Source organism: Ruegeria sp. BHSA123, from assembly GCF_059613425.1.
Genome location: NZ_JBXWSL010000015.1, coordinates 67,613 through 89,689, shown reverse-complemented (window position 1 = coordinate 89,689; position 22,077 = coordinate 67,613). Strand labels below are relative to the sequence as shown.

At 59.5% G+C, this 22,077-nt stretch carries 20 protein-coding genes; 11 read left to right on the top strand and 9 right to left on the bottom strand.

What is annotated here, in order from left to right; translation table 11 throughout:
- On the bottom strand, positions 1-919 hold a 919-nt coding region (gene trxB / locus AC2FNC_RS10655), incomplete at its 3' end, for a thioredoxin-disulfide reductase (protein ID WP_496715296.1).
- A gap of 227 nt (positions 920-1,146) precedes the next feature.
- Here trxB and AC2FNC_RS10650 point away from each other — a divergent pair.
- A complete protein-coding gene (locus AC2FNC_RS10650) occupies positions 1,147-1,647 on the top strand; it encodes an Lrp/AsnC family transcriptional regulator (protein WP_480475487.1) in 501 nt (166 codons plus the stop codon).
- Between the two features lie 119 nt (positions 1,648-1,766).
- Here the strand turns inward: AC2FNC_RS10650 and AC2FNC_RS10645 are convergent, their stop codons facing one another.
- From AC2FNC_RS10645 to lgt, 5 genes are all read right to left on the bottom strand, one after another.
- Positions 1,767-2,549: a Hint domain-containing protein gene (locus AC2FNC_RS10645; protein WP_480475489.1), complete on the bottom strand. Its 783-nt coding sequence runs from the start codon at positions 2,547-2,549 to the stop codon at positions 1,767-1,769.
- A gap of 329 nt (positions 2,550-2,878) precedes the next feature.
- Positions 2,879-3,007: a hypothetical protein gene (locus AC2FNC_RS10640; protein ID WP_267362961.1), complete on the bottom strand. Its 129-nt coding sequence runs from the start codon at positions 3,005-3,007 to the stop codon at positions 2,879-2,881.
- A gap of 270 nt (positions 3,008-3,277) precedes the next feature.
- On the bottom strand, positions 3,278-4,036 hold the full coding sequence (gene pgeF / locus AC2FNC_RS10635) for a peptidoglycan editing factor PgeF (protein WP_480553930.1): 759 nt from the start codon (positions 4,034-4,036) through the stop codon (positions 3,278-3,280).
- Entirely contained in the window at positions 4,033-5,100 is a 1,068-nt protein-coding gene (locus tag AC2FNC_RS10630) for a class I SAM-dependent methyltransferase (RefSeq protein ID WP_496715295.1), read from the bottom strand. The genes pgeF and AC2FNC_RS10630 overlap by 4 nt, the downstream gene beginning before the upstream one ends.
- On the bottom strand, positions 5,097-5,987 hold the full coding sequence (lgt, locus tag AC2FNC_RS10625) for a prolipoprotein diacylglyceryl transferase (RefSeq protein WP_480475495.1): 891 nt from the start codon (positions 5,985-5,987) through the stop codon (positions 5,097-5,099). The genes AC2FNC_RS10630 and lgt overlap by 4 nt, the downstream gene beginning before the upstream one ends.
- A 97-nt stretch (positions 5,988-6,084) precedes the next feature.
- Here lgt and AC2FNC_RS10620 point away from each other — a divergent pair, with 97 nt between their 5' ends.
- The 5 genes from AC2FNC_RS10620 to AC2FNC_RS10600 all read left to right on the top strand — a co-directional run bounded on the left by AC2FNC_RS10620 (position 6,085) and on the right by AC2FNC_RS10600 (position 9,291).
- Positions 6,085-6,333, top strand: coding sequence for an accessory factor UbiK family protein (locus AC2FNC_RS10620; protein ID WP_171669487.1), 249 nt, complete (start codon positions 6,085-6,087; stop codon positions 6,331-6,333).
- A gap of 321 nt (positions 6,334-6,654) precedes the next feature.
- A complete protein-coding gene (locus tag AC2FNC_RS10615; RefSeq protein WP_209598027.1) occupies positions 6,655-7,155 on the top strand; it encodes a type III secretion system chaperone family protein in 501 nt (166 codons plus the stop codon).
- Positions 7,156-7,194: 39 nt separating this feature from the next.
- The gene (proC, locus tag AC2FNC_RS10610) at positions 7,195-8,010 is read left to right on the top strand and encodes a pyrroline-5-carboxylate reductase (protein ID WP_480519138.1); all 816 of its coding nucleotides are present in this window, start codon (positions 7,195-7,197) and stop codon (positions 8,008-8,010) included.
- On the top strand, positions 8,003-8,341 hold the full coding sequence (locus tag AC2FNC_RS10605; RefSeq protein ID WP_267362951.1) for a tRNA-binding protein: 339 nt from the start codon (positions 8,003-8,005) through the stop codon (positions 8,339-8,341). Before proC ends, AC2FNC_RS10605 begins: the two co-directional genes overlap by 8 nt.
- Positions 8,341-9,291, top strand: coding sequence for a 2-hydroxyacid dehydrogenase (locus tag AC2FNC_RS10600; RefSeq protein ID WP_496715294.1), 951 nt, complete (start codon positions 8,341-8,343; stop codon positions 9,289-9,291). Before AC2FNC_RS10605 ends, AC2FNC_RS10600 begins: the two co-directional genes overlap by 1 nt.
- On the opposite strand, the gene AC2FNC_RS10595 is transcribed toward AC2FNC_RS10600, so the two are convergent.
- A complete protein-coding gene (locus tag AC2FNC_RS10595) occupies positions 9,288-9,866 on the bottom strand; it encodes a thymidine kinase (protein ID WP_480519134.1) in 579 nt (192 codons plus the stop codon). The two genes, AC2FNC_RS10600 and AC2FNC_RS10595, sit on opposite strands and share 4 nt — an antisense overlap.
- Positions 9,867-10,221: 355 nt before the next feature.
- Between AC2FNC_RS10595 and AC2FNC_RS10590 the strand changes: the two genes are divergently transcribed.
- Positions 10,222-10,683 carry a hypothetical protein gene (locus AC2FNC_RS10590; RefSeq protein WP_480475505.1) on the top strand — a complete coding sequence of 154 codons (462 nt, stop codon included), beginning with the start codon at positions 10,222-10,224 and terminating at the stop codon, positions 10,681-10,683.
- A 159-nt stretch (positions 10,684-10,842) separates the two neighbouring features.
- A complete protein-coding gene (locus tag AC2FNC_RS10585; RefSeq protein ID WP_496715293.1) occupies positions 10,843-12,645 on the top strand; it encodes a hypothetical protein in 1,803 nt (600 codons plus the stop codon).
- A gap of 26 nt (positions 12,646-12,671) precedes the next feature.
- Here the strand turns inward: AC2FNC_RS10585 and AC2FNC_RS10580 are convergent, their stop codons facing one another.
- Positions 12,672-13,796 carry a beta-ketoacyl-ACP synthase III gene (locus AC2FNC_RS10580; protein WP_480493634.1) on the bottom strand — a complete coding sequence of 375 codons (1,125 nt, stop codon included), beginning with the start codon at positions 13,794-13,796 and terminating at the stop codon, positions 12,672-12,674.
- Positions 13,797-13,956: 160 nt separating this feature from the next.
- Here AC2FNC_RS10580 and AC2FNC_RS10575 point away from each other — a divergent pair, with 160 nt between their 5' ends.
- Genes AC2FNC_RS10575 through AC2FNC_RS10565 form a run of 3 tightly spaced genes read left to right on the top strand, consistent with a single transcriptional unit; the run spans position 13,957 to position 18,517 of the window.
- Complete coding sequence (locus AC2FNC_RS10575; RefSeq protein ID WP_480487592.1) at positions 13,957-14,424, top strand: MarR family winged helix-turn-helix transcriptional regulator; 468 nt, start codon at positions 13,957-13,959, stop codon at positions 14,422-14,424.
- A complete protein-coding gene (locus AC2FNC_RS10570; RefSeq protein WP_480493636.1) occupies positions 14,421-15,458 on the top strand; it encodes an efflux RND transporter periplasmic adaptor subunit in 1,038 nt (345 codons plus the stop codon). Before AC2FNC_RS10575 ends, AC2FNC_RS10570 begins: the two co-directional genes overlap by 4 nt.
- A gap of 11 nt (positions 15,459-15,469) precedes the next feature.
- On the top strand, positions 15,470-18,517 hold the full coding sequence (locus AC2FNC_RS10565; RefSeq protein ID WP_496715292.1) for an efflux RND transporter permease subunit: 3,048 nt from the start codon (positions 15,470-15,472) through the stop codon (positions 18,515-18,517).
- Between the two features lie 65 nt (positions 18,518-18,582).
- On the opposite strand, the gene carB is transcribed toward AC2FNC_RS10565, so the two are convergent.
- Positions 18,583-21,936, bottom strand: a complete 3,354-nt coding sequence (carB, locus tag AC2FNC_RS10560; RefSeq protein ID WP_496715291.1) for a carbamoyl-phosphate synthase large subunit — start codon at positions 21,934-21,936, stop codon at positions 18,583-18,585.
- Positions 21,937-22,077: the final 141 nt, after the last annotated feature.

Here is a 22,077-nt window from a genome sequence, read left to right as displayed (position 1 = left end):
GTTCGGCATCCAGTGCCGCCATACAGCCCATTCCTGCGCTTGTTACCGCCTGACGATAGACATGGTCGGTCAGATCGCCTGCCGCGAACACGCCGGGGATCGAGGTTTCGGTGCTGCCCGGTTTGGTGACGACATAACCACCCATATGGGTTTCCAGCGTGTCCTTGACCAACTCGTTCGCAGGGGCGTGGCCGATGGCGACAAAGACACCTTTGCACGGGATCTCGGTGATCTCGCCGGTTTTAACATGTTTGACCCGAACACCTTCGACGCCCAAAGGCGCATCGGTGCCGATCACTTCTTCCAGCTGGTGGAACCACAGCGGTTCGATCTTTTTATTCTTCAACAGGCGATCCTGAAGGATCTTTTCCGCCCGCAACTCATCGCGGCGGTGGATCAGGGTCACCTTGCTGGCGAAATTGGTCAGGAACAGGGCTTCTTCCACGGCTGTGTTGCCGCCACCGATCACCACGATTTCCTGCCCGCGATAGAAGAACCCGTCACAGGTGGCGCAGGCCGAGACGCCAAAGCCCTTGAACTTCTCTTCCGAGGGCAGACCCAGCCATTTTGCACGCGCGCCTGTGGCCAGAATGACCGCATCAGCGGTATAGGTGGTGCCGCTGTCGCCCTTGGCGGTGAAGGGGCGCTTGCTGAGGTCCAGATCGCTAATGATATCGCCAATCACCTCACATCCCATGGCCTTCGCATGGTCCTGCATCCGCACCATCAGGTCCGGGCCCTGCACCTCGGTGTCGCCGGGCCAGTTTTCGACCTCGGTCGTCGTTGTCAGCTGACCACCGGGTTCGATGCCCTGTACCAGAATGGGTTCCAGCATGGCGCGGCTTGCATATACGCCTGCGGTGTACCCTGCGGGCCCTGACCCGATGATCAGAACCTTGGTGTGTCTTGTGTCGGCCATGGTGCCCCCGCTCGAATTGCCTGAATTGGGCCCGCGGCCCGTCGCCCCGATATAGCGACCGACTGGCCCGGCTTAAAGCCCCTTACTGTTCAGGCCCCCTCGGGCCGGGGTGCCTTGTGTTTACGGGAAGAAGGCGAAAAGGAAACAAAGAAAATTGCGCATCTGCGAAACATTATTGCGCGCGTGTGGGGTGCTGATATAAGAACCGAAAAAATCAGGAGCATTTGATGGTCACGACTCGGCTGGATGATATTGATCGCAAGATTCTGGCGGAACTGCAGGCGGACGGTCGTATGACCAATGTCGAGCTGGCAAAACGGGTCGGAATCTCGGCCCCGCCCTGTCTGCGCCGGGTGCGCACACTCGAAGAATCCGGCTTCATCACCGGCTACCACGCCGAGGTCAACTCACGCGAGTTGGGGTTCGAGGTTCAGGTATTTGCCATGGTAGGTCTGGACAGCCAGGCCGAAGTCGAACTGCGCGCGTTCGAAGGCCGCTGCCGCGATTGGCCATTGGTCCGCGAATGCCACATGCTGAACGGCGAAGTGGATTTCATTCTGAAATGCGTCGCACCTGACCTGAGCAGCTTTCAGCAGTTTCTGACGGGCGAGTTGCTGACCACGCCAAACGTGGCCAGCGTCAAGACATCGCTCGTTATTCGCGGCGCAAAAGACGAGCCAGGCGTACCGTTCGACGTTCTGGAAGAACGTATGAACCGGATGGCGTGACCCCAACACGTTTTGGTTGCGCGGTGATTGGTGGCAACAGTGCTGCCACCGCAAGGGATAGAACCCAACTTATTACCAGCTGCATGATGCCCCCCATAATGCAGTAATCACAATCATGCTCAGGCCGTCATCGCGTCGATCTCACCATCTCCGGCGCGCGGCATCAGCAGCGGGCCAAAATCGTTCAGCGACTCGATATGCGCGAACAGGTTCAGATAGATCGACCGAAGCGAGTGGCTGATCATGCGAACCGCATTCACACCTGGATGATATGTTTCGAACTGTAATCCATCTACGCGAATAACGGAATGGCGTTTTAAACAAATGTGAAACAGTTCAACGGGGGTAGGCGGCATTGTTTCAATGACACCCATCCCGTCCTGAAATTCGGACACGGGTGTAAGAATCGGCTGTCCCCCATGCAGGTGCCGCAAATGTGCAGGTGTTCCCACGATTCGCGCCGCCGGGCCGGCAATGACACCCGACATTGGCTTTTGCATCCCGAACGTATCCGCCATGATCCGCGTCAACGGTCGCGTCCGGCCACGTGAATCCGCGCGTCCGGGGATCAACGTGACAGATCCCTTCCACAACACGGTTTCCGATGCGCCATTCTGCGTCAGGACCGTATCCCCAGGCATCAAATCCTCGATTGCCATCGGTCCATGTTCTGTTTCCACCAAAGATCCACGTGTGAAGGCACAAAACGCGTCTTCAAACATCGGCAAGGCGGGCGCGATATGGCGGGTCTGAACCACATCTCCATTCTTTAGCAGGCTGCTGACTTCATAGCGGCGCAGCTGGGCCTTTGGCTTTGAAACTGGCCGCGGTATTTCTCGCAGCATGGCCGAAGTTTCGATTGCATTTCTGGCCGCGCGGGCCAGTGAATTTGGAATAGTCATTAATATTCCGTCCCCTCAAAATGTTCGGTCAGGCGCGGCGTACCCCCGTACAGACGCGCCCGGCGAACTGGTTCTTTGTCTTGAAACAAATGGGTGACCCCCGGGCGATGACCGGAACGGTCCCGCAACGCGACTAAATCTCGCTTTCCAATGGTCAACACATTGACCCCCCAGACAAACTCGTACTTCACGGGCGAAATTGCCCGCACACACAACTCCGTAAAAGTCACGAACCCCTCGTTCGTGACGCGCGATACATCAGGCCGGAGCAAACCTGATACGCGTTGACCCAGATAAGACCGGCAGCTTGGTCTCTGGGTTTTTCTGTCTCAGCGTCGTGCCGCGATGCGACTGGCGACCCTGACAGAATTGCTTGTTACCCGCTTCCACGGCATTTCCAGGTTCTGGTCCCGAGTGGCCTCGACCATGGCTTTCAGAAAGCGTGATTTGGTTTTCATTTTTTGGTCCTGCTCCGAGCGGGGCGTATTTCCCCACATCCTCTGTAAACCTTTTGTGACGCGCGTTTGCGGCAGGGATAAGGCTTATCCGGGATGATTTGCGGACAGAAAAATGAAGTCAGACGGACCTCCCACTCAACACGCCAGCGCCCGATTTTCGAACGTCAGATACCGATCTGATTACTGGCAAAAACTCGTTACGATTCTGATGCCCAATCAACACAACAAATGTGGCGGAAAAGTGGCAGGGTACCTAAATCTGGACGAAGATCACAATCTTATGACGGAGATCAGCCGCCCGTAATCGACCTCGTTCGCGTGCGTTGATCGGCGATAGGAATAGAACCTGTCGGGGTCGGAATATGTGCAGTGCCGGGTCCACTCGGCCTGTCCGATTCCCGCCTGCCGCAGCCGGTGCAGCCCGAAGGCGGGCAGATCAAATTGCAGGCGGTCACTTTCACCATTGGCAAAAAAGCGGCTGTTGTCCGGCGAATCCGCCAGGAACGCGTCCAGAAACTCTGGCCCCACTTCGTAAGCGCGCTGGGAAATACTGGGTCCGATCACGGCGCAGATATTGCTGCGGTCGGCCCCCAGCGCCTCCATCGCGTCCAGCGTTGCCTCCAGAACACCGTCCAGCGCGCCGCGCCACCCGGCATGGGCGGCACCGATCACATGCGCGTCGGGATCGGCGAACAGAACCGGCTGGCAATCGGCCGTCAGGATCGTCAGGGCCAGACCGGGTGTTGCTGTGACAATGGCATCCGCTTTGGGCTTTTCACCTTCAACCGGGGCTTTGACTGTCAGAACCGTTGGCGAATGAACCTGATGCACCGCGACCATTGCCTCGGGTTCAACCTCCATCGCGTCGGCCACCCGTCGCCGGTTCAGCGCGACAATCTCGGTTTGATCCGAGGACCCCTGACCACAATTCAAGCCGCTGAAAATTCCTGAAGACGCGCCGCCGCGACGGGTAAAGAACCCATGGCGAAATGGCGACAGCAGGTCCGAGGTCAGAATTTCCAGCGTCATGGTTCCAATCCTGGTGGTGGGGCTGCATAGGCCGGGAAAAGGCCCATCACCTTGAACAGATTTCCCATTTCATCAGGATGCGTCAACCGCCGATGCGCGGCAATCAGCGCATCCAGGTCGGAACCGCTCAGCGCCTTGGACAGGGCTTGCGCGCGGGCGGTGATCCCCAGCCGTTCAAAGAAGACGCCCTGCGGTGTCAGGCGGGAATGCCTGCAACCACAGGCACGGGTCGCAATAGCCAAAGGCTCAAAATCCACATGCGCGGTCAAATCGGCCTGACCGGGCGATGCCAGAGGATCGGTATGTTCGTGGTTTTGCAGAGCCTGCAAGGTATCGCCCAGCGAATGCCAGTCACCATAATCCACAATCAGCGCCGCGCCGCCATGGCTGGCGATCCGCCCCGCGATCACGGTCAGAATGGGAATCGCAGCAGCACACAGCTCGACCAGATCACCGTCCTTGGTGTCCGACAGCCTGTCATTCAACGCCACCTGCGGCCCGATTGCGCCCAGTCCGAACGTCAACCCGCCGTCACGTTCACCCACCAGACGCTCGCGCCAGCCCGTACCGTCACGCTGAAACTGGCGTATGGGCAGGGCATCAAAGAACTCGTTAGCAACCAGCAACAGCGGCTGGTCGGGCAGGTAGGCGATCGTGTCGATCCAGACCGCCTCGTAATCCTTCAGCGTTGCCGCCTGCACCTGTTTCAATACAGGCGATGCTTCAACCAGTACAACCTGCGCTGCCTCGTGAAATCCGGGTACAGCCCGTGTGGCGCGCAGAATATCGGCCATCAATGTACCGCGCCCCGGCCCCAGCTCGCACAGGGTAAACGGTGCAGGCCGTCCCTGATCCATCCAGCTTTGCGCCAGAGACAGCCCGACCAGCTCCCCGAACATCTGGCTGATTTCCGGCGCTGTGGTGAAATCCCCCGCTGCTCCCAGCGGATCACGGGTCGTGTAATAGCCCAGCGTCGGATGCAGCAGGCATTCGCCCATAAAATCCGTCACGCTCAGCGGTCCATCCTGCCGGATGCGGGCGATCAGATGATCGGTCAGGCTCATGCCGCCCGCCGCCGCGCCCGCAGGGCAAACCACAGACCAAGCGCGATCATCGGCAGCGACAGGAACTGCCCCATGGTCAGCCCGTACCCGCCCACATGCCAGGCCAGCCCCAGTGGATTGCCGGGCGATACGAACTGCGCATCCGGCTGGCGAAAGAACTCGACGATAAAGCGCGACGCGCCGTAGCCCGCCAGGAACGTTCCCATGACAAGGCCCGGTGTGCGAAAACCGCCGCGCCGATAGACCAGCCACAGCAATACCGCCCCCAGCAAAACACCCTCCAGCGCGGCCTCATACAGCTGCGACGGGTGCCGGGCGCACATACCTGCGACCACGCCGGGGCAATCCTGCGCAGCAAATCCGGGAAAGATGACGGCCCAGGGCAGCTCACTCGGGCGGCCCCACAGCTCGGCATTGACGAAATTGGCCAGCCGCCCCAGCAGCAATCCGGGCGGAACGGTGTAGGCAACCAGATCCCCCAGCGACAGGGCAGGGATCCGGTGCCGTCGTGCAAAAAGGTACGACGCAAGGATCACGCCCAGCAGACCGCCATGAAAGGCCATGCCGCCTTGCCAGACCTTCACGATCTCCAGCGGGTGCGACAGGTAATAAGCCGGCTGATAGAACAGCACAAAGCCCAGCCGTCCGCCCAGAATCACGCCCAGAATGATCCAGGTGACCAGATCCTCCAGCTGCTCGGGCTTCATCGGCGGGCCATCCGCAGGCCAGAGCGTTGGGCGGCGCAACGCCACAACGGCCAGCCGCCACGCGATCAGGATGCCCGCGATATAGGCCAGCGCATACCACCTTAACGCGAACTCCATCCCGAACAGCGGGATCGAGAACAGTTCGGGCGACAGATCGGGGAAATTCAGAACAGCCTGCATGTGCGTCTCATTGCCCGGGGTTTGCAGGTCAAGTCAACCTTGAGCCCGCGCCATTCTTTGCCCATATACATGTAAACCGCGAGATCGGAGAACAGATATGCAGACCCGCAACAAGATCCTGGATGACGTGTCCCAACTGATGACCAACGCCATGGGCGTGGCGCAGGGCGCGCGGGAAGAGGCTGAAAACGCGATGAAGTCGATGATCGACCGCTGGCTGGCCGACCGCGATTTCGTTACCCGTGAAGAATTTGACGCCGTGCGCGCCATGGCCCAGAAGGCACGCGAAGAAAACGCTGCACTCGAAGCCCGCATCGCCGCGCTCGAGGCAAAACTGGAAAAATAACGCCCCGGCGTTCCCTGTTTTCACAATTTTTGGACAAAGCATTCAGTCGCGCAATCCAGCCCGGATTGTGCGGTGCTGTGTATTCTGACGCGTCGCATAATTTTTTCAAGATAAAGCTGACTCTGGCACCAATATTTTGATCGCCGTTGCTTTCTGTCCACAACTTATTGCTGTTATCCCCAATAATTAGGGTTGCCAGAACTTACGCCACATCGCACCATATTTAGTACAGGCCTATGGGGGAAGCCCGGTTTGTAGAGCAGGCAACTAGCGCTGGGGCGCTGCCAGCCCCGAAATGCTAGAGATTAGTGAGGTGGCATTATGGCCCTTTCCGAGCAGTATCTCGAAGAAGACATTCATCCGATCGACATTGTTGAGCATCTGGCCGAACATCACGACTGGGATTTTGATCGCATTGGGGACGATCAGATTGCCATGGCCGTTGAAGGGCAGTGGCGCACCTACTCGATCACACTGGCCTGGTCCAACTATGACGAAACGCTGCGCATGGTGTGCAGCTTCGAAATGGAACCACCGGCCGAGCGTGAAATGCAGCTCTATGAGCTGCTCAACAAGATGAACGACCAGTGCTGGGCAGGCGCGTTTACCTATTGGGCAAACCAGAAGCTGATGGTCTATCGCTATGGTCTGGTCCTTGCAGGCGGGCAAACGGCCAGCGCTGACCAGATCGACACGATGATCAATGCCGCCGTCATGAGCGCCGAGCGGTACTACCCCGCGATCCAATTGGTGACCTGGGGCAACAGAGGGCCAGAAGAAGCCATGCAAGTGGCCATTGCAGAGGCCTACGGCCGCGCGTAAACCTTTGCTCCGAACCGATATGTAATGCGGGAGGGGCAAATGGACATGACGCGAGTGGCCGAACAGGGGCTTGTGCTTCTGGGGTGCGGAAAGATGGGGTCCGCAATGCTGGCGGGATGGCTGGAACACGGCCTTCCGCCAGCTTCCGTTTGGGTCATCGATCCCTACCCGTCAGATTGGCTGAAGGCGCAGGGCGTCAATATCAACGCACCGTTGCCCGAATCCCCCGCCGTGGTGCTGGTTGCGGTCAAACCGCAGATGATGGGCGAAGCCCTGCCTGCCCTTCAGGCACTGGGCGGTGGGTCCAGCCTGTTCATTTCGGTTGCGGCTGGCACCTCGATTGCCACCTTCGAATCTGTTCTGGGCGGTGACACCCCGATCATTCGCGCCATGCCCAACACGCCCGCCGCCATCCGTCAGGGCATCACGGCACTGATCGGCAACGCACACGCCTCCGAGGCCGATATGGAACAGGCCGAAAACCTGTTGGCAGCAGTGGGTCAGACCGTACGCCTTGAGGATGAGGCACAGATGGACGCCGTCACCGGGCTCAGCGGGTCCGGCCCGGCCTATGTGTTCCATCTGATCGAAACTCTGGCCGCTGCGGGCGAGGCGCACGGCCTGCCTGCCGAGCTTGCGATGAAACTGGCCAAGTCCACAGTGGCCGGTGCCGGGGCGCTGGCCATGGCGTCCGACGAAGACCCGGCACAGCTGCGCATCAACGTGACTTCTCCGAACGGCACCACACAAGCCGCGCTTGAGGTGCTGATGCATCAGGAAACCGGCTTTCCCGACCTGCTGCATCGTGCCGTCAAGGCTGCAACCGACCGATCCAAGGAGCTCTCGCGTGAGTGAAATTTCGTTCGATGACTTCCTCAAGGTCGATATTCGCGTGGGCGAGGTGATCCGCGCCGAACCCTATCCCGAGGCCCGCAAACCCGCGATCAAGATGTGGATCGACTTTGGCGACGAGATTGGCGAGCGCAAGACTTCGGCCCAGATCACCGCGCATTACGATCCGGCCACTCTGGTCGGCAAACAGGTCATGGCTGTCGTCAACTTCCCTCCGCGCCAGATCGGCAAGTTCATGTCCGAGGTTCTGGTGCTGGGTCTGCCCGATGACAGCGGCGAGATCGTTTTGATCGGCCCCGACGGCAAGGTTCCAACCGGCGGGCGGATGCACTGATGAAACTGCTGATCACGCGCCCGATGACTCCGGCAGTCGAATCGCGCGCCCGCGCCGATTTCGATGTGACCATCCGGGAAAACACCCTGCCCATGTCACGGCAGGAGATGCTGGCCGCTCTGGCCGACTATGACGTGGTCGTGCCGACACTGGGCGATCAGTTCTCGGCTCAGGTCTTTGCGGATGCAGGTCAGCCGCGCTGCAAGCTGCTGGCCAATTTCGGTGTTGGCTTCAACCATATCGACGTGGATGCGGCACGCGCGGCCGGAATTGACGTAACCAACACCCCCGGCGCAGTCACCGACGCCACGGCTGATATCGCCATGACCCTGCTGCTGACCACAGCCCGGCGCGCAGGTGAGGGTGAGCGGCTGGTGCGGTCGGGTCAGTGGCAGGGCTGGCACCCGACGCAGATGCTGGGCCATCATGTGACCGGCAAGCGCGTGGGCATCGTCGGCATGGGCCGCATTGGGCAGGCCATCGCGCGCCGCTGTCATTTCGGGTTTGCAATGCAGGTGGCCTATCAGTCCCGCAATGCAAAAGATCTGGATTTCCCGGCGGAATTCAAACCTGACTTTGAAACACTCGCCGCCTCGGTCGATTTCCTTGTGCTTGCTGTTCCTGGCGGTGCGGAAACCCGCCACCTGATCAATGCGCAGGTTCTTGAGGCGATGAACCCCTCGGCTATTCTGGTCAACATCGCCCGTGGCGAGGTGGTGGACGAGGCCGCGCTGATCACGGCGCTGCAAACCGGTCAGATCGCGGGGGCGGGGCTGGACGTCTACGAATTTGAACCCAAAGTGCCGCAAGCTCTGTGCGATATGGAAAACGTCACCCTGCTGCCCCATCTGGGTACAGCCACCGAAGAGGTGCGCAGCAGCATGGGTCACATGGCGCTGGATAACGTGGCGGCCTTTGTCGCGGGCAGGGCGCTGCCCAACCCGGTCTAGTCGCCCACCGCCTCACGCCAGTGTTTACGGCAGAGCGAGACATAGGTCTCGTTCCCGCCAATCTGCACCTGCGCCCCTTCGGTGATGGCCTTGCCGGTTTCATCCCGCCGAATCACCATCGTGGCCTTGCGACCGCATTCACAGATCGTGCGCACCTCGCGCATTTCGTCGGCAAGGGCCAGCAGGGCGGCGGAACCGGGGAACAGTTTGCCCTGAAAATCCACCCGCAGCCCATAAGCCAGCACCGGCACATCCAGATCGTCCACCGCACGGGCCAGTTGCCAGACCTGCGCCTCGGACAGGAATTGTGCCTCATCAATGAAAACGCAGGCCACGGAACCATTGTCCAGCCGGGATCGGATCATGGCGAAGACATCATCTTCGGGTGTGAACGTGTCAGCCTGCTCCGATATGCCGATGCGCGATGCAATCCGCCCCGCACCCGCCCGCCCGTCAAGGGCGGCGGTCATCAGATAGGTCTGCATCCCGCGCTCGCGATAGTTGTGCGACGCCTGTAGCAACACGGTCGACTTGCCCGCGTTCATGGTGGAATAGTTGAAATACAGCTTTGCCATGGCGTGGGTCTAAAACGCCCGGCCAAAAGGAACAAGAGAGCAAAGGGATGTAAGAAGCGACGTCGCCATTGCGTGTGCAGAGGCCGAGCTGGGCTCGTAGGGGATGGAACCCCCGCGTCTGCAACAGCGACGCCGTCGGCCAACATGTGGCCAAAACAAAGCAAGGCCCAACAATACCGCCCCGCAATCACTCTTTACCGGCTTGAACTGCCGCCACTCACTCACAAAATCCCCCGCTTATCTGAGGGATAGTCAATGTATGACATTTCAATTATGACTCAGGTATGGGAAATTTCCCGACGCTTTCCCCGGTTTGGACACCGGGCGGGCGTTTGCAGGTAATAAAGGTAAATCAATGGCAGATATCGGGGCCTATCTGAAGAAACACACAGAAGCGCTGGTCAAAGATGTCGGAATAGAAGCTGCTTGTGAAATCACCGGAAAATCCAAGGCGACCCTGGGCCGGTATTATTCGGACAATGCCGAACACGCGGACAGGTTCATGCCCGTGGATGCGGTGGCTCGGCTTGAAAACGCAGCAACTTATCCGCATGTGACATCCGCGCTGGCGGATCTGAAAAACATCACCTTGTCCTACAGCGAACGCAACACCGAGGATCCTCGCACAGGCGGGGTGAATTCGGATGTCATCGCGCTCAGCCAGCGGTTTGCAATGTTGATGACTGAATATCAGTCCGCTATCGAAGATGGCATCATCACGGTGAACGAAGCCAAAAGGCTGCTGAAAGAAACCAGTTTGCTTCAGCAGGTCCTGATAGAAATGAAACTGCACCTGGAAGAAGAAAGCGTCAGCTAGGCTTGGTGGCGGCCAGCTATCGGCCAAAAACCGCCTGCCCGGATCGCCGCAGATGTCGTGCGCTTTGTGGCATGATCATCAACCGGACTCTGCGCCTCAATTCAGTCACGTCTTTCAGATAAGCTGTGGCGCAGGCAAGATCGTCAAGGGCAGTAAACCATGCAGAAAATGCAGGGAAATTACAGCATTCTCGCAGACCGTATGGTTTGGCGGTCGTTCCTGTTTGTCTATGCGCTCTTTCTGGCCACGGTGCTGTTTGGCGCTTATCAGGAAGGCCCTGATGACGCGATGCGCTGGGTCATGGTACAGGACCTGCTGGCGGGACAGGGCTGGTTTGACGCCTATCAGCATCGGCTGGGCCCCGGTGACGGCACGCTGATGCACTGGTCCCGGCTTGTCGATGCACCGATTGCCGGGATCTACGCGCTGTCCGCGATGGTCGTGCCGCCCGACACCGCCTTGCAAGTGACCGCGTTTGTGTGGCCGGTGCTTCTGGCGGGGCTGACCCTGTGGGCCTTTGCTGTCACCGGCGCAGCGTTGGGCGGGCGAAATGGCGCGATTTCGGCACTGGTGGTCGGTGCGCTGACGCTCGAACATTATCGGAAGTTCGACTATTTCTCGTTTGACCACCACAATGTTCAGATTCTGCTGTTTGCAGCGGCCCTCATGTTCTTTGTCCTGCGCAAGGCCAAACCCTCTGCTGCGGGATGGCTGGGTGTCTGTCTGGCCCTTTCGGTGTCCATCGGAACCGAATCGATCGTGCAGGTCGCGATTATCGCGGTGTTCTTCACGATTGACTGGATCGTGACCGGCACAGCCGCCCGCCGCCGCACCATAGTGTTTGGAACCGGGCTGGCGCTGACCCTGTTGTTGGCCAGCGTTGCAACAACGGGGCGTCAGGGTTTTCTGTTCCCAAGCTGCGATGCCCTGACGATCAGTGTGGCCCTGCCGGCCGGGATCGCGGCCCTGTGCCTGTGTGCAGCAGCCTGGGTCGGGTCGGGCTGGTCCTATTGGGGGCGCATCGGCGCGTGTCTTGCGACAGGCGCTGTAACACTTGGCTGCGCTTACGCATTTGCACCGCATTGCCTTGAAAACCCGATTGCGGACCTGCCTCAGGACATGCGCGACTTCTGGCTCAGCCAGGTTGCCGAAGCACAGAATATAACCGTCGTGCTGGAACGACATCGGGGCGAGGCTGCGGCCCTGATCGCCATGTCCGTCATCACGGCGGTTGCAGCCTTGTTCTTTGCCCGCCAGTCGCAAGACAAACTGGATTACCTTCTGTTTCTGGCGCTGATTGTGACCGGGTTTTCCATGTTTCTGTACCAGTCCCGGATGATGACGTTTCTGGGCGTGTCTCTTGTGGCTGTTCAGGCTCAGGTGCTGCGGACCCTTTACGTCAGTTACAGAACCCATGGCCGCACGCTCTCCGGCTTGGCTATGATCGGCTTTATCGTCTGCGTCTCGCCAAAGATTGGTAGCAGCGTGGAAAAACAGCTGGAACGGTTTGCGCGCCCCTCCGTTGCGGCACCCGTCGCCGAGGTCGCGCAGGATTCGCAAAACATCAGCGCCCCCTGCAAAGCGCCCGAGGCCTACGCGGCCCTGCAAGACCTGCCAGCCGGAATGGTTCTGGTCGATTTTGACTATGCGGCAGAGGTGCTGCGCTATACTGATCATTCGGTTCTGGCTGGAAATTATCACCGCAACCGGGCCGGAATTCAGGCGCAGATCGCGGTTTTGCGTGTGGATGCGTCCCAGGCCGGTCCGCGTCTTGCTGCACTGGGTGTAAGCTATGTGCTGCTGTGCACCGCTGCGCCCCGTGCCGAATTCTGGGACTGGGCGTCTCAGGGGCGCGGGCTGCAATCCCAACTGGCAAAAGGTGAAACCCCCGCCTATCTCAGCCGGATTGATCGTGGGGAAGGGGCCGCGTTCCAGGTTTTTCAGTTGGCGGCCGATCTCTAGGCCGTCAGCGCTTTGCGGAATGCAGATCAGGCGTGACGCTTCACGATCACCGATCCAACCGAATACCCGGCCCCAAAAGAACAGATCAGGCCCAGATCGCCCTCTTGCAGATCGTCAGAGTATTTCGAAAACGCAATGATCGACCCTGCGGATGAGGTGTTCGCATAATCCTGAAGGATATTGGGTTGCTCGCCCGCCTCGGGTTCGCGGCCCAGAACCTTCTTGCCAATGAAGTCGTTCATCGTCTTGTTGGCCTGATGCAGCCACAGGCGTTTGAGGTCGGTATTGCTGACCCCTTCGGCCTCCATATGGTCGCTGATATGCTTGCTGACCATCGGCAACACTTCCTTGAACACCTTCCGGCCGTTCTGCATGAACTGCATGTCGCGGCGGTCAATCACACCATCGGGGCGCGACCGGCGCAGGAAACCGTTATTGTTTCGGATATTGTTGGAAAAGGCGGTGGCACAGCGGGTCGACAGGATTTCGAAATGCGGGCCTTTTGCGTCTTCGATCCGCTCGATCAGCGTTGCCGTTGCCACATCACCAAAGATAAAGTGACAATCCCGGTCGCGCCATTCCAGATGGCCCGAGCAGATTTCAGGGTTCACCACCAACGCCGCGCGCACCGAACCGGACCGCACCATATCCGCCGCCGCCTGAATGCCGAACGTGGCCGAAGAACAGGCGACATTCATGTCAAAGCCGAACCCGTCGATACCCAGTTCCTGCTGAATCTCGATTGCAATCGCCGGATAGGCGCGCTCGTGGTTCGAGGCCGCACAGATCACCAGATCGACATCCGCCGCCGTGCGCCCCGCCTGCGCCAGCGCCTTCTTGCAGGCATCCACTGCCATCTCGGTCATGATCCCGGGCTCGTCATCGTTGCGCTGGCGCAGCGTCGGGTGCATCACGTCCGGGTTCAGCACCCCGGCCTTGTCCATCACGTAGCGGTTCTGAATGCCCGACGCCTTGACGATGAACTCTTCCGAGGAATGCTGCATCGCCTCCATCTGCCCGGCTGCGATGGCCTCGGCATTCTTCGCGTTCTGCTTGTCGGCATAGGCGTTGAACGCTTCAACAAGCTCCGCGTTGGTGATGACGTTTTCCGGGGTGAAGACACCGGTACCGGTGATGGCGGGGGTATACATGGCGGGTCCTGAATGTTTCGGATTCGCCCAAAATGCAGTCATGGCGTGATTTGATCAAGATATGTTGACCTAAGGGAATTCGTTCCGGGGCGCAGTTTCATATCTTGAATAGTTCAGAAATTGAAGTATATCGCCCCGTAACCCGCGCGGAGACCCCCCAATGCCAGACGATATCAGCGCCAGACTGGGCCGCCTCAGCCCCGAGATTCAGGCGATCATGGGCGTCTATGCCCTGTACTGGAAACTGGAAGAGACCTTCGACTGTATCGAAACAGACCTGAGCCACCCGGAATGCCACATGCTGATCAAACTGGATCAGCCCAAGCGCATGGGCGTTCTGGCCGCTGATATGTTAAGCGTCCCGTCAACGATCACCGCCACAGCCGATGCCCTTGAAAAAGCGGGCTACCTGACGCGGCGGCGTGACCCCGAAGACCGCCGCGCCTGGTTGCTGGTGCTGACAGAGCAGGGCGAAGAGGCCCGCAACATGCTGGTCGCCGCCGCCGGGGACCTGTTTCACAGGGCCTCGGGCCTAAACGAACAAGAAACTGCCGAATTCGCGCGACTGGCGCGCAAAATCCGCGACAACGTATTGAAAACGGGAATTCCCGAGGGATTGAAGAAATGAAACTCCTGACCTCTCTGGGCCTTGCACTGGCCATTCTGGCAACCCCGATTGCCGCTCAAGATACCCCGAAACCGGTGAAACTCATGCAGGTGCGCGAAACCGCGCCGGGTTTCACGCGGCAGTTCTTTGGCCGCGTCGCCGCGCGCCAGACCGTTGATCTTGCCTTTCAGGTTGCTGGCCAGATTGTCGAGATGCCCATCAACGAAGGCTTCATGATTCCCAAGGATGGTCTGATTGCCCGCCTGGATCAGGAACCGTTCGAGCTGCGCCTTGATCGGGCGCGGCTGCAAAAGGAACAGGCCGACCGCACCGTCGCCCGCCTGTCGCGCCTGCGCGGTACAACCGCCAGCCAGGTGGCCGTGGACGACGCCGAGACCGAGGCGCAGCTGGCCGCAATCGCCCTGCGCGACGCGGAATATGAACTGGAACACGCCACGTTGACCGCGCCGTTTGACGCGCTGGTCTCCAGCCGCTCGGTCGAGGCGTTTACGACCGTCTCGGCGGGCACCCCCATCGTCCGCATTCACGACATGTCGGAACTTCGCATCGTGGTCGATGTGCCCGAGATCCTGTTTCAACGCTCTGGCCAGAATGACGACTTCTTCATCACCGCGAAATTCCCGGTCAGTGACGAAGTCTTCCCGCTGGAAATCCGTGAATTCGACGCGGAAACCTCCAGCGTCGGTCAAACTTTCCGGATCCAGTTTGGCCTGACCCCGCCAAAGGGGCTGCAAATCTTTCCCGGTTCTTCCGTTACCGTCAACGTTCAGGTGCAGGACAACCGCACAGGCATCGTCGTCCCGGCGACCGCCGTAGTCGCTGACGCAAACGGCGCGCTGAACGTCGTGGTGTTTTCCCCGGTAGGGGCGGATGAGGGCACCGTGCGCCGCGTCCCAGTGACCATCGAGCCCACGCAAACCGGCGAAGTCCGGGTGCTGACGGGCCTGTCAGATGGGGATGAGGTCGTTGTGGCCGGGGGCGCTGTGCTGACGGATGGTCAGACGGTGCGCCGGTTCGCCGGTTTCGCGAACTGAGGGGCTGACAGATGAACATCGCCCGCGCCTCAATCGACCGGCCGCTTTACACATGGCTGGTCATTCTCATTGCTCTCATTGGGGGCATCTGGGGGTTCACATCGCTTGGCCGTCTGGAAGACCCGGCCTTTACAATCAAGAACGCGGTTGTCATCACGCAATACCCGGGCGCCACCGCCGAACAGGTGGCGCTGGAAGTATCGGAACCGCTGGAATCCGCCATACAGCAGATGGGCGAGGTGGACGTCATCACCTCGGTCAATCAACCCGGACGGTCCCTGATCGAGGTTGAGATCAAGTCGACATACGACGGCACCGAACTGCCCGCCATCTGGACCCGGCTCAGGGCCAAGGTGCGCGACGCCGCGCGCGGCCTGCCATCGGGCGTCGGCCAACCGTTTGTGAATGACGGGTTCGGCGACGTGTTCGGCCTGTTCTATGCGGTGACCGCCCAAGGGTTCTCGGACGCTGAAAAGCACGAACTGGCAACCTTCCTGCGGCGGGAACTGCTGACCGTTGACGGCGTTGCGGATGTCGAGGTTCAGGGCCTGCCGGACGAGGCGATCTTTGTCGAACCCGATCTGGCGATTTCGGTGAACCAGAATGTCCCGCTGCAAGCAATCAACCAGGCGATTGCCAATGCGGATTCGGTCAATTCCTCAGGGTCCTTGCGCTCTGATAACGACCGCACCACCATCCTGACGGCTGAAGGGTCGGACAGCGTGTCGGCCATTGCGGGCCTGTCTGTCGGTTCGCAAGGGCAGGTGATCAACCTCTTTGACATGTCCGATGTCTATCGCGCCCGTCAGAACGACCCCGACATTATCATCCGCTACAACGGGATCGAGGCTTTCACCTTGGGCATCGCGGGTCTGGCCACTGAAAACATTGTCGAGGTTGGCAAACGCGCTGACGCCAAATTCGCGGAGTTGAACACAAGCATTCCCTTCGGTGTCGAAATCCTGCCGATCTATCAGCAACATGTGGTGGTCGAGCAGGCCTCGAACGACTTTCTCGTGAACCTTGCCATGTCGGTGGCCATCGTGGTCGCCGTGCTGGGCATCTTCATGGGCTGGCGCGCGGCCATTGTCGTTGGCTCGACCTTGCTGCTGACCGTGGTCGGCACGCTTCTGTTCATGTCGCTCTTCTCAATCGAGATGGAGCGAATCTCACTGGGTGCCCTGATCATCGCCATGGGGATGCTGGTGGACAACGCCATCGTCGTGGCCGAAGGGATGCAAATATCCATGCTGCGCGGCCAGTCCTCGCGCGATGCGGCCGAGGATGTGGCGTCAAAAACCCAGATCCCGCTGCTGGGTGCGACCGTGATTGGCATCATGGCCTTTGCGGGCATTGGCCTCAGCCCTGACGCAACCGGAGAATTCCTGTTCTCTCTGTTCGCCGTGATCGGCATTTCACTGTTGCTCAGCTGGGTTTTAGCGATCACCGTCACGCCGCTATTGGGGCATTACTTCTTCAAACAGGGCAAAGCAGGCGAGATCGACGCTTATGGCGGCCTCCTGTTCCGCATCTATGGTGCGATTCTGCGCTTTGCGCTGCGCTTCCGCTGGCTGGTTGTTGCTGGTCTCGTCGGCGTAACCGTGGTGTGTTATGCCGGGTTTGGGCTGATGAAACAGCAGTTCTTCCCCAACTCCAACACGCCTTTGTTCTTTGTGCACTACAAACTGCCGCAGGGCACACCGATTGCACGAACAGCCGAAGACATGGCGGTGTTCGAAGAGTGGCTGGCAGCACGCGACGACGTCGTCTCGGTCACGACCTTTGTCGGCCAGGGGGCTACCCGTTTCATGCTGACATATTCAGCCGAAAAGCCGAACCCCAGCTATGGGCACATGGTCATCCGCACAGCAAGCCTGGACGACATCCCGGCGCTGCAAGCAGATCTTGAAGCGTTTGGGTCTGTCCAATTCCCCGAAGGTGAGTTCGGTACCAAGCGTCTGGTCTTTGGCCCCGGCGGTGGTGATCCGATTCAGGCCCGCTTCTCGGGCAGCGACCCGGTCGTGCTGCGCCAGCTTGCCGATGAGGCGGTGCAGCGCATGGCAGCCGCATCGCCGAACGCGCTGCTGGTTCATCACGACTGGCGCGAACAGGAACTGGCGCTGCAACCGATCTATGCAACAGAACGGGCGCAGACAGCAGGTGTCACGCGCGAAAATATCGCCGCCACTCTGCAATTCTCGACCGACGGCATCACGGGTGGTGTGTTCCGTGAGCGCGACCGCCTGATCCCGATTATCTTGCGCCGACCCGCGGACGGAGATTACTCGATTGTCGATCAGGTCGTGTACTCGGACCAGTCGGAAAAGTTTGTACCAATTGAACAAATGGTGGATGGATTCGAGTACAAATCGCTCAATACGTTGGTTCACCGTCGTGATCGGGTTCTGACCATCACCGTCGGCGCCGACATCCCGCCCGACCTGACAGCGGCACAGGTCCACGCCGAAGTGCGCGACGCCATCGAGGTCATCGATCTGCCACCCGGCTACAAGATGGAATGGGGTGGAGAGTTCGAAACCTCGCGCAAAGCACAGGCAAGCCTGGGCAGACAATTGCCGCTGAGCCTGCTGATCATGGTGTTGATCTCGGTCCTGTTGTTCAACGCGATCCGCCAGCCGATCATCATCTGGCTGCTGGTGCCGATGTCCGTAAACGGCGTGGTGATCGGCCTGCTGGGAACAGGGTTGCCCTTCACCTTTACGGCACTTCTGGGCCTGCTCAGCCTGTCGGGTATGCTGATCAAGAACGGCATTGTTCTGGTTGAGGAAATCGATCTGGTCCGCGCCACCGGCAAGCCCTTGCGCGAGTCAATCATCGAAGCATCCGTGTCCCGTTTGCGGCCCGTCATGCTGGCGGCTGTCACGACCATTCTGGGCATGGCGCCGCTGCTGACGGATGCGTTCTTCGTCTCGATGGCAGTGACGATCATGGGCGGTCTGGCATTTGCCACTGTGCTGACAATGGTTGCAGCACCGGTGTTCTATCTGCTGTTCTTCGCCCGTGACGAACGAAAGAGAACGACGGAAATACCTACGTAAAGCATTGGAAATAAAGAAAAGCCCCAGAGTTTCCTCTGGGGCTTTTTCGTTTGGGTCAGGGGTCTTTACCCCTGTAGCGATTTCACCTCGACGTCGCCTTCAGCCTGCGCCTTGATCGCCAGTGCAGCGGCGTTGGCACCTGCTGCGGTGGTGAAATATGGGATCTTATCATACAGCGCGATCGAGCGGATGGCCTTGCTGTCCTCAACCGCCTGCGCGCCTTCGGTAGTGTTCATCACCAGCTGCACCTGACCGTCTTTCAGCATGTCCACAACATCCGGGCGGCCTTCGTACACCTTGTTCACCACGTCACAGGCAACACCCTGTTCGTCCAGCCAGCTTTGGGTGCCGCGCGTGGCCACGAGCGTAAAGCCCTGGTCAACCAGAACTTGCGCCGCTTCCAGCATGGCTTTGCCCTTGTCGGCATCCTTGATCGAAATGAACGCACGGCCAGAGGACGGCAACACCATGCCCGCGCCCATTTGCGCCTTGAGGAACGCACGTGGGAAGTCACGGTCCCAGCCCATCACCTCGCCGGTCGAGCGCATTTCCGGGCCAAGGATGGTGTCGACGCCGGGGAAACGGGCGAAGGGCATGACAGCTTCTTTCACCGAGAACCACGGCATGTCCGGATCGGCCAGCGTCATCTGGTCCGCGATCTTGGTGTCCTTGCCTTCCTGATAGGGAGGGCGCATCGGGAAGTTGGCCAGCTTCTCGCCCGCCATGATGCGTGCAGCAATCGACGCAATCGCACTGTCGGTGGCCTTGGCAACAAACGGTACGGTGCGCGACGCGCGCGGGTTCACTTCGATCAGATAGATCTCATCATCTTTGATCGCGAATTGCACATTCATCAGGCCAACGACATTCAGCGCCTTGGCCAGCTTGAACGCCTGATCCTTGATCTGCCCGATGATCTCTTTCGACAGTGAATAGGGCGGCAGCGAACAGGCGGAATCGCCCGAGTGGACGCCCGCCTCTTCGATATGCTGCATGATGCCCGCGACGTGGACATCGTTGCCGTCACACAGGGCGTCTACGTCCAGTTCGACCGCGCCCGCCAGATAGCTGTCCAGCAGTACGGGGCTGTCGCCCGAGACCACAACGGCCTCGTTGATATAGCGTCGCAGCTGATCTATGTCGCGCACGATTTCCATAGCACGACCGCCCAGAACGTAAGAGGGGCGAATGACCAGCGGGAAACCGATCACTTCCGCAATCTCCAGTGCCTTTTCGTCGGTCGAGGCAATGCCGTTTCTGGGCTGTTTCAGGCCCAGTTCATTGACCAGCGCCTGGAACCGTTCGCGGTCTTCGGCCAGGTCAATTGCGTCCGGCGTGGTACCCAGAATAGGAATACCCTCTGCCTCAAGCGCGTTGGCCAGCTTCAACGGTGTTTGACCACCGAACTGAACGATCACGCCGTGCAGCGTGCCGTTTTCCTGTTCCTTCGTCAGGATTTCCATGACGTGTTCAAAGGTCAGCGGTTCGAAATACAGACGGTCCGATGTGTCATAGTCGGTCGAAACCGTCTCGGGGTTGCAATTGACCATGATGGTCTCGTACCCGGCCTCGGTCAGCGCATAGCAGGCGTGGCAGCAGCAATAATCGAACTCGATCCCCTGACCGATCCGGTTCGGACCACCACCAAGAATAACGACCTTCTTGCGGTCGCTTGGGCGTGCCTCGCATTCGACATCGCCCATCATCGGCGCTTCGTAAGTCGAGTACATATAGGGCGTTTGCGCTTCGAACTCGGCGGCGCAGGTATCGATGCGTTTGAAAACCGCGGTAACGCCCAAATTGTGGCGGGCGCGGCGTACGTTATCTTCGCTGCGGCCAGACAGATTGCCCAGACGCGCATCGGTAAAGCCCAGCATCTTGAGCTTTCGTATGCCTTCTTCGGTCACTGGCAAACCGTCCTTGCGCACAGTGCGCTCTGCCTCGGTGATCTCGCGGATGCGGGCCAGGAACCAGGGGTCAAACTTGGTAACGCCGAAGATTTCGTCGTCGGTCAGGCCATGACGCATGGCTTGTGCGATAGTGCGCAGGCGGTCGGGGGTCTGCTTGCTGATCGCTTTGATGACATGTGCCTTGTCGTCGCTGCTTTCGACCTCATCCCACAGGCCGATGCTCAGCCCCGGAATTTCGATCTCATCAAACCCGGTCAGGCCGGACTCCATCGAGGCCAGCGCCTTTTGCATGGATTCGTGAATGGTGCGGCCGATGGACATCGCCTCACCCACCGACTTCATTGCAGTGGTCAGATAAGGCTCAGAGCCGGGGAATTTCTCAAACGCGAATTTCGGGATCTTGGTGACGACATAGTCGATGGTAGGTTCAAACGACGCAGGCGTGACCTTGGTGATGTCATTGTCCAGCTCGTCCAGCGTGTAGCCCACGGCCAGTTTCGCAGCGATCTTGGCAATCGGGAAACCCGTCGCCTTGGAGGCCAGCGCCGAAGAGCGCGACACGCGCGGGTTCATTTCGATCACAACCATGCGGCCATCATCGGGGTTGATCGCCCATTGCACGTTCGAGCCACCGGTTTCCACTCCGATCTCGCGCAGGACGGCGATCGAGCCGTTGCGCATGATCTGGTATTCCTTGTCGGTCAACGTCAGGGCAGGGGCCACGGTAATCGAGTCACCCGTGTGCACGCCCATTGGGTCGACGTTTTCGATGGAGCAGACGATGATGGCGTTGTCGGCGGTGTCGCGCACCACTTCCATCTCGTATTCTTTCCAGCCCAGCAGGCTTTCATCGACGAGGATCTGGTTGACAGGCGAGGCATCCATGCCCGAGCGGCAGAAATGGATATAATCCTCGCGGTTATAGGCCACGCCGCCGCCTGTGCCGCCCAAGGTAAAGGCCGGGCGGATGATGGCAGGCAGGCCGATTTCCTCCAGCTCGTCCAGAGCGATCTGGACACCTGCGTCCAGATCGGCAGAGCCGTCGGCCTTCTTGGGGGCGGTCACGATGGTGGCTTTAGGGTTTTCCAGCCCCAGCCGATCCATCGCCTCGCGGAACAATTTGCGGTCCTCGGCCATCTCGATGGCGTCGCGTTTGGCACCGATCATCTCGACACCGAACTTGTCCAACACCCCCATCTCTTCCAGCGCGAGCGAGGTGTTCAGACCGGTTTGCCCGCCCATTGTGGGCAGCAGGGCATCAGGGCGTTCCTTTTCGATGATCTTGGCGACGACCTCGGGCGTGATCGGCTCGATATAGGTGGCATCGGCAAGTCCGGGGTCAGTCATGATTGTCGCCGGGTTCGAGTTGACCAGAATAACCCGGTAACCTTCTTCGCGCAGGGCTTTGCAGGCCTGCGCTCCGGAATAGTCGAACTCGCAAGCCTGACCGATAACAATGGGACCCGCCCCGATGATCATGATCGACTTGATGTCGGTTCTCTTCGGCATGGCCTGGCCCCTTCGATTTTGCACGAGTCGCGGGCACCGCCCAAGCGCCCAAATTGTCGTGGGTTATAGGGACCACGCAGAAAGGTTCAAGGGGTATCGGAAACAGAAGCGAAATTGCCGCTTTCCCCCCTTTCCCCTGCC

Coding starts and splice junctions, on each gene's coding strand:
- AC2FNC_RS10650 (WP_480475487.1), top strand. CDS start 1,147: ATGGTCACGACTCGGCTGGATGATATTGATCGCAAGATTCTGGCGGAA.
- AC2FNC_RS10645 (WP_480475489.1), bottom strand. CDS start 2,549: ATGACTATTCCAAATTCACTGGCCCGCGCGGCCAGAAATGCAATCGAA.
- AC2FNC_RS10640 (WP_267362961.1), bottom strand. CDS start 3,007: ATGAAAACCAAATCACGCTTTCTGAAAGCCATGGTCGAGGCCACTCGG.
- pgeF (WP_480553930.1), bottom strand. CDS start 4,036: ATGACGCTGGAAATTCTGACCTCGGACCTGCTGTCGCCATTTCGCCAT.
- AC2FNC_RS10630 (WP_496715295.1), bottom strand. CDS start 5,100: ATGAGCCTGACCGATCATCTGATCGCCCGCATCCGGCAGGATGGACCG.
- lgt (WP_480475495.1), bottom strand. CDS start 5,987: ATGCAGGCTGTTCTGAATTTCCCCGATCTGTCGCCCGAACTGTTCTCG.
- AC2FNC_RS10620 (WP_171669487.1), top strand. CDS start 6,085: ATGCAGACCCGCAACAAGATCCTGGATGACGTGTCCCAACTGATGACC.
- AC2FNC_RS10615 (WP_209598027.1), top strand. CDS start 6,655: ATGGCCCTTTCCGAGCAGTATCTCGAAGAAGACATTCATCCGATCGAC.
- proC (WP_480519138.1), top strand. CDS start 7,195: ATGGACATGACGCGAGTGGCCGAACAGGGGCTTGTGCTTCTGGGGTGC.
- AC2FNC_RS10600 (WP_496715294.1), top strand. CDS start 8,341: ATGAAACTGCTGATCACGCGCCCGATGACTCCGGCAGTCGAATCGCGC.
- AC2FNC_RS10595 (WP_480519134.1), bottom strand. CDS start 9,866: ATGGCAAAGCTGTATTTCAACTATTCCACCATGAACGCGGGCAAGTCG.
- AC2FNC_RS10590 (WP_480475505.1), top strand. CDS start 10,222: ATGGCAGATATCGGGGCCTATCTGAAGAAACACACAGAAGCGCTGGTC.
- AC2FNC_RS10585 (WP_496715293.1), top strand. CDS start 10,843: ATGCAGAAAATGCAGGGAAATTACAGCATTCTCGCAGACCGTATGGTT.
- AC2FNC_RS10580 (WP_480493634.1), bottom strand. CDS start 13,796: ATGTATACCCCCGCCATCACCGGTACCGGTGTCTTCACCCCGGAAAAC.
- AC2FNC_RS10575 (WP_480487592.1), top strand. CDS start 13,957: ATGCCAGACGATATCAGCGCCAGACTGGGCCGCCTCAGCCCCGAGATT.
- AC2FNC_RS10570 (WP_480493636.1), top strand. CDS start 14,421: ATGAAACTCCTGACCTCTCTGGGCCTTGCACTGGCCATTCTGGCAACC.
- AC2FNC_RS10565 (WP_496715292.1), top strand. CDS start 15,470: ATGAACATCGCCCGCGCCTCAATCGACCGGCCGCTTTACACATGGCTG.
- carB (WP_496715291.1), bottom strand. CDS start 21,936: ATGCCGAAGAGAACCGACATCAAGTCGATCATGATCATCGGGGCGGGT.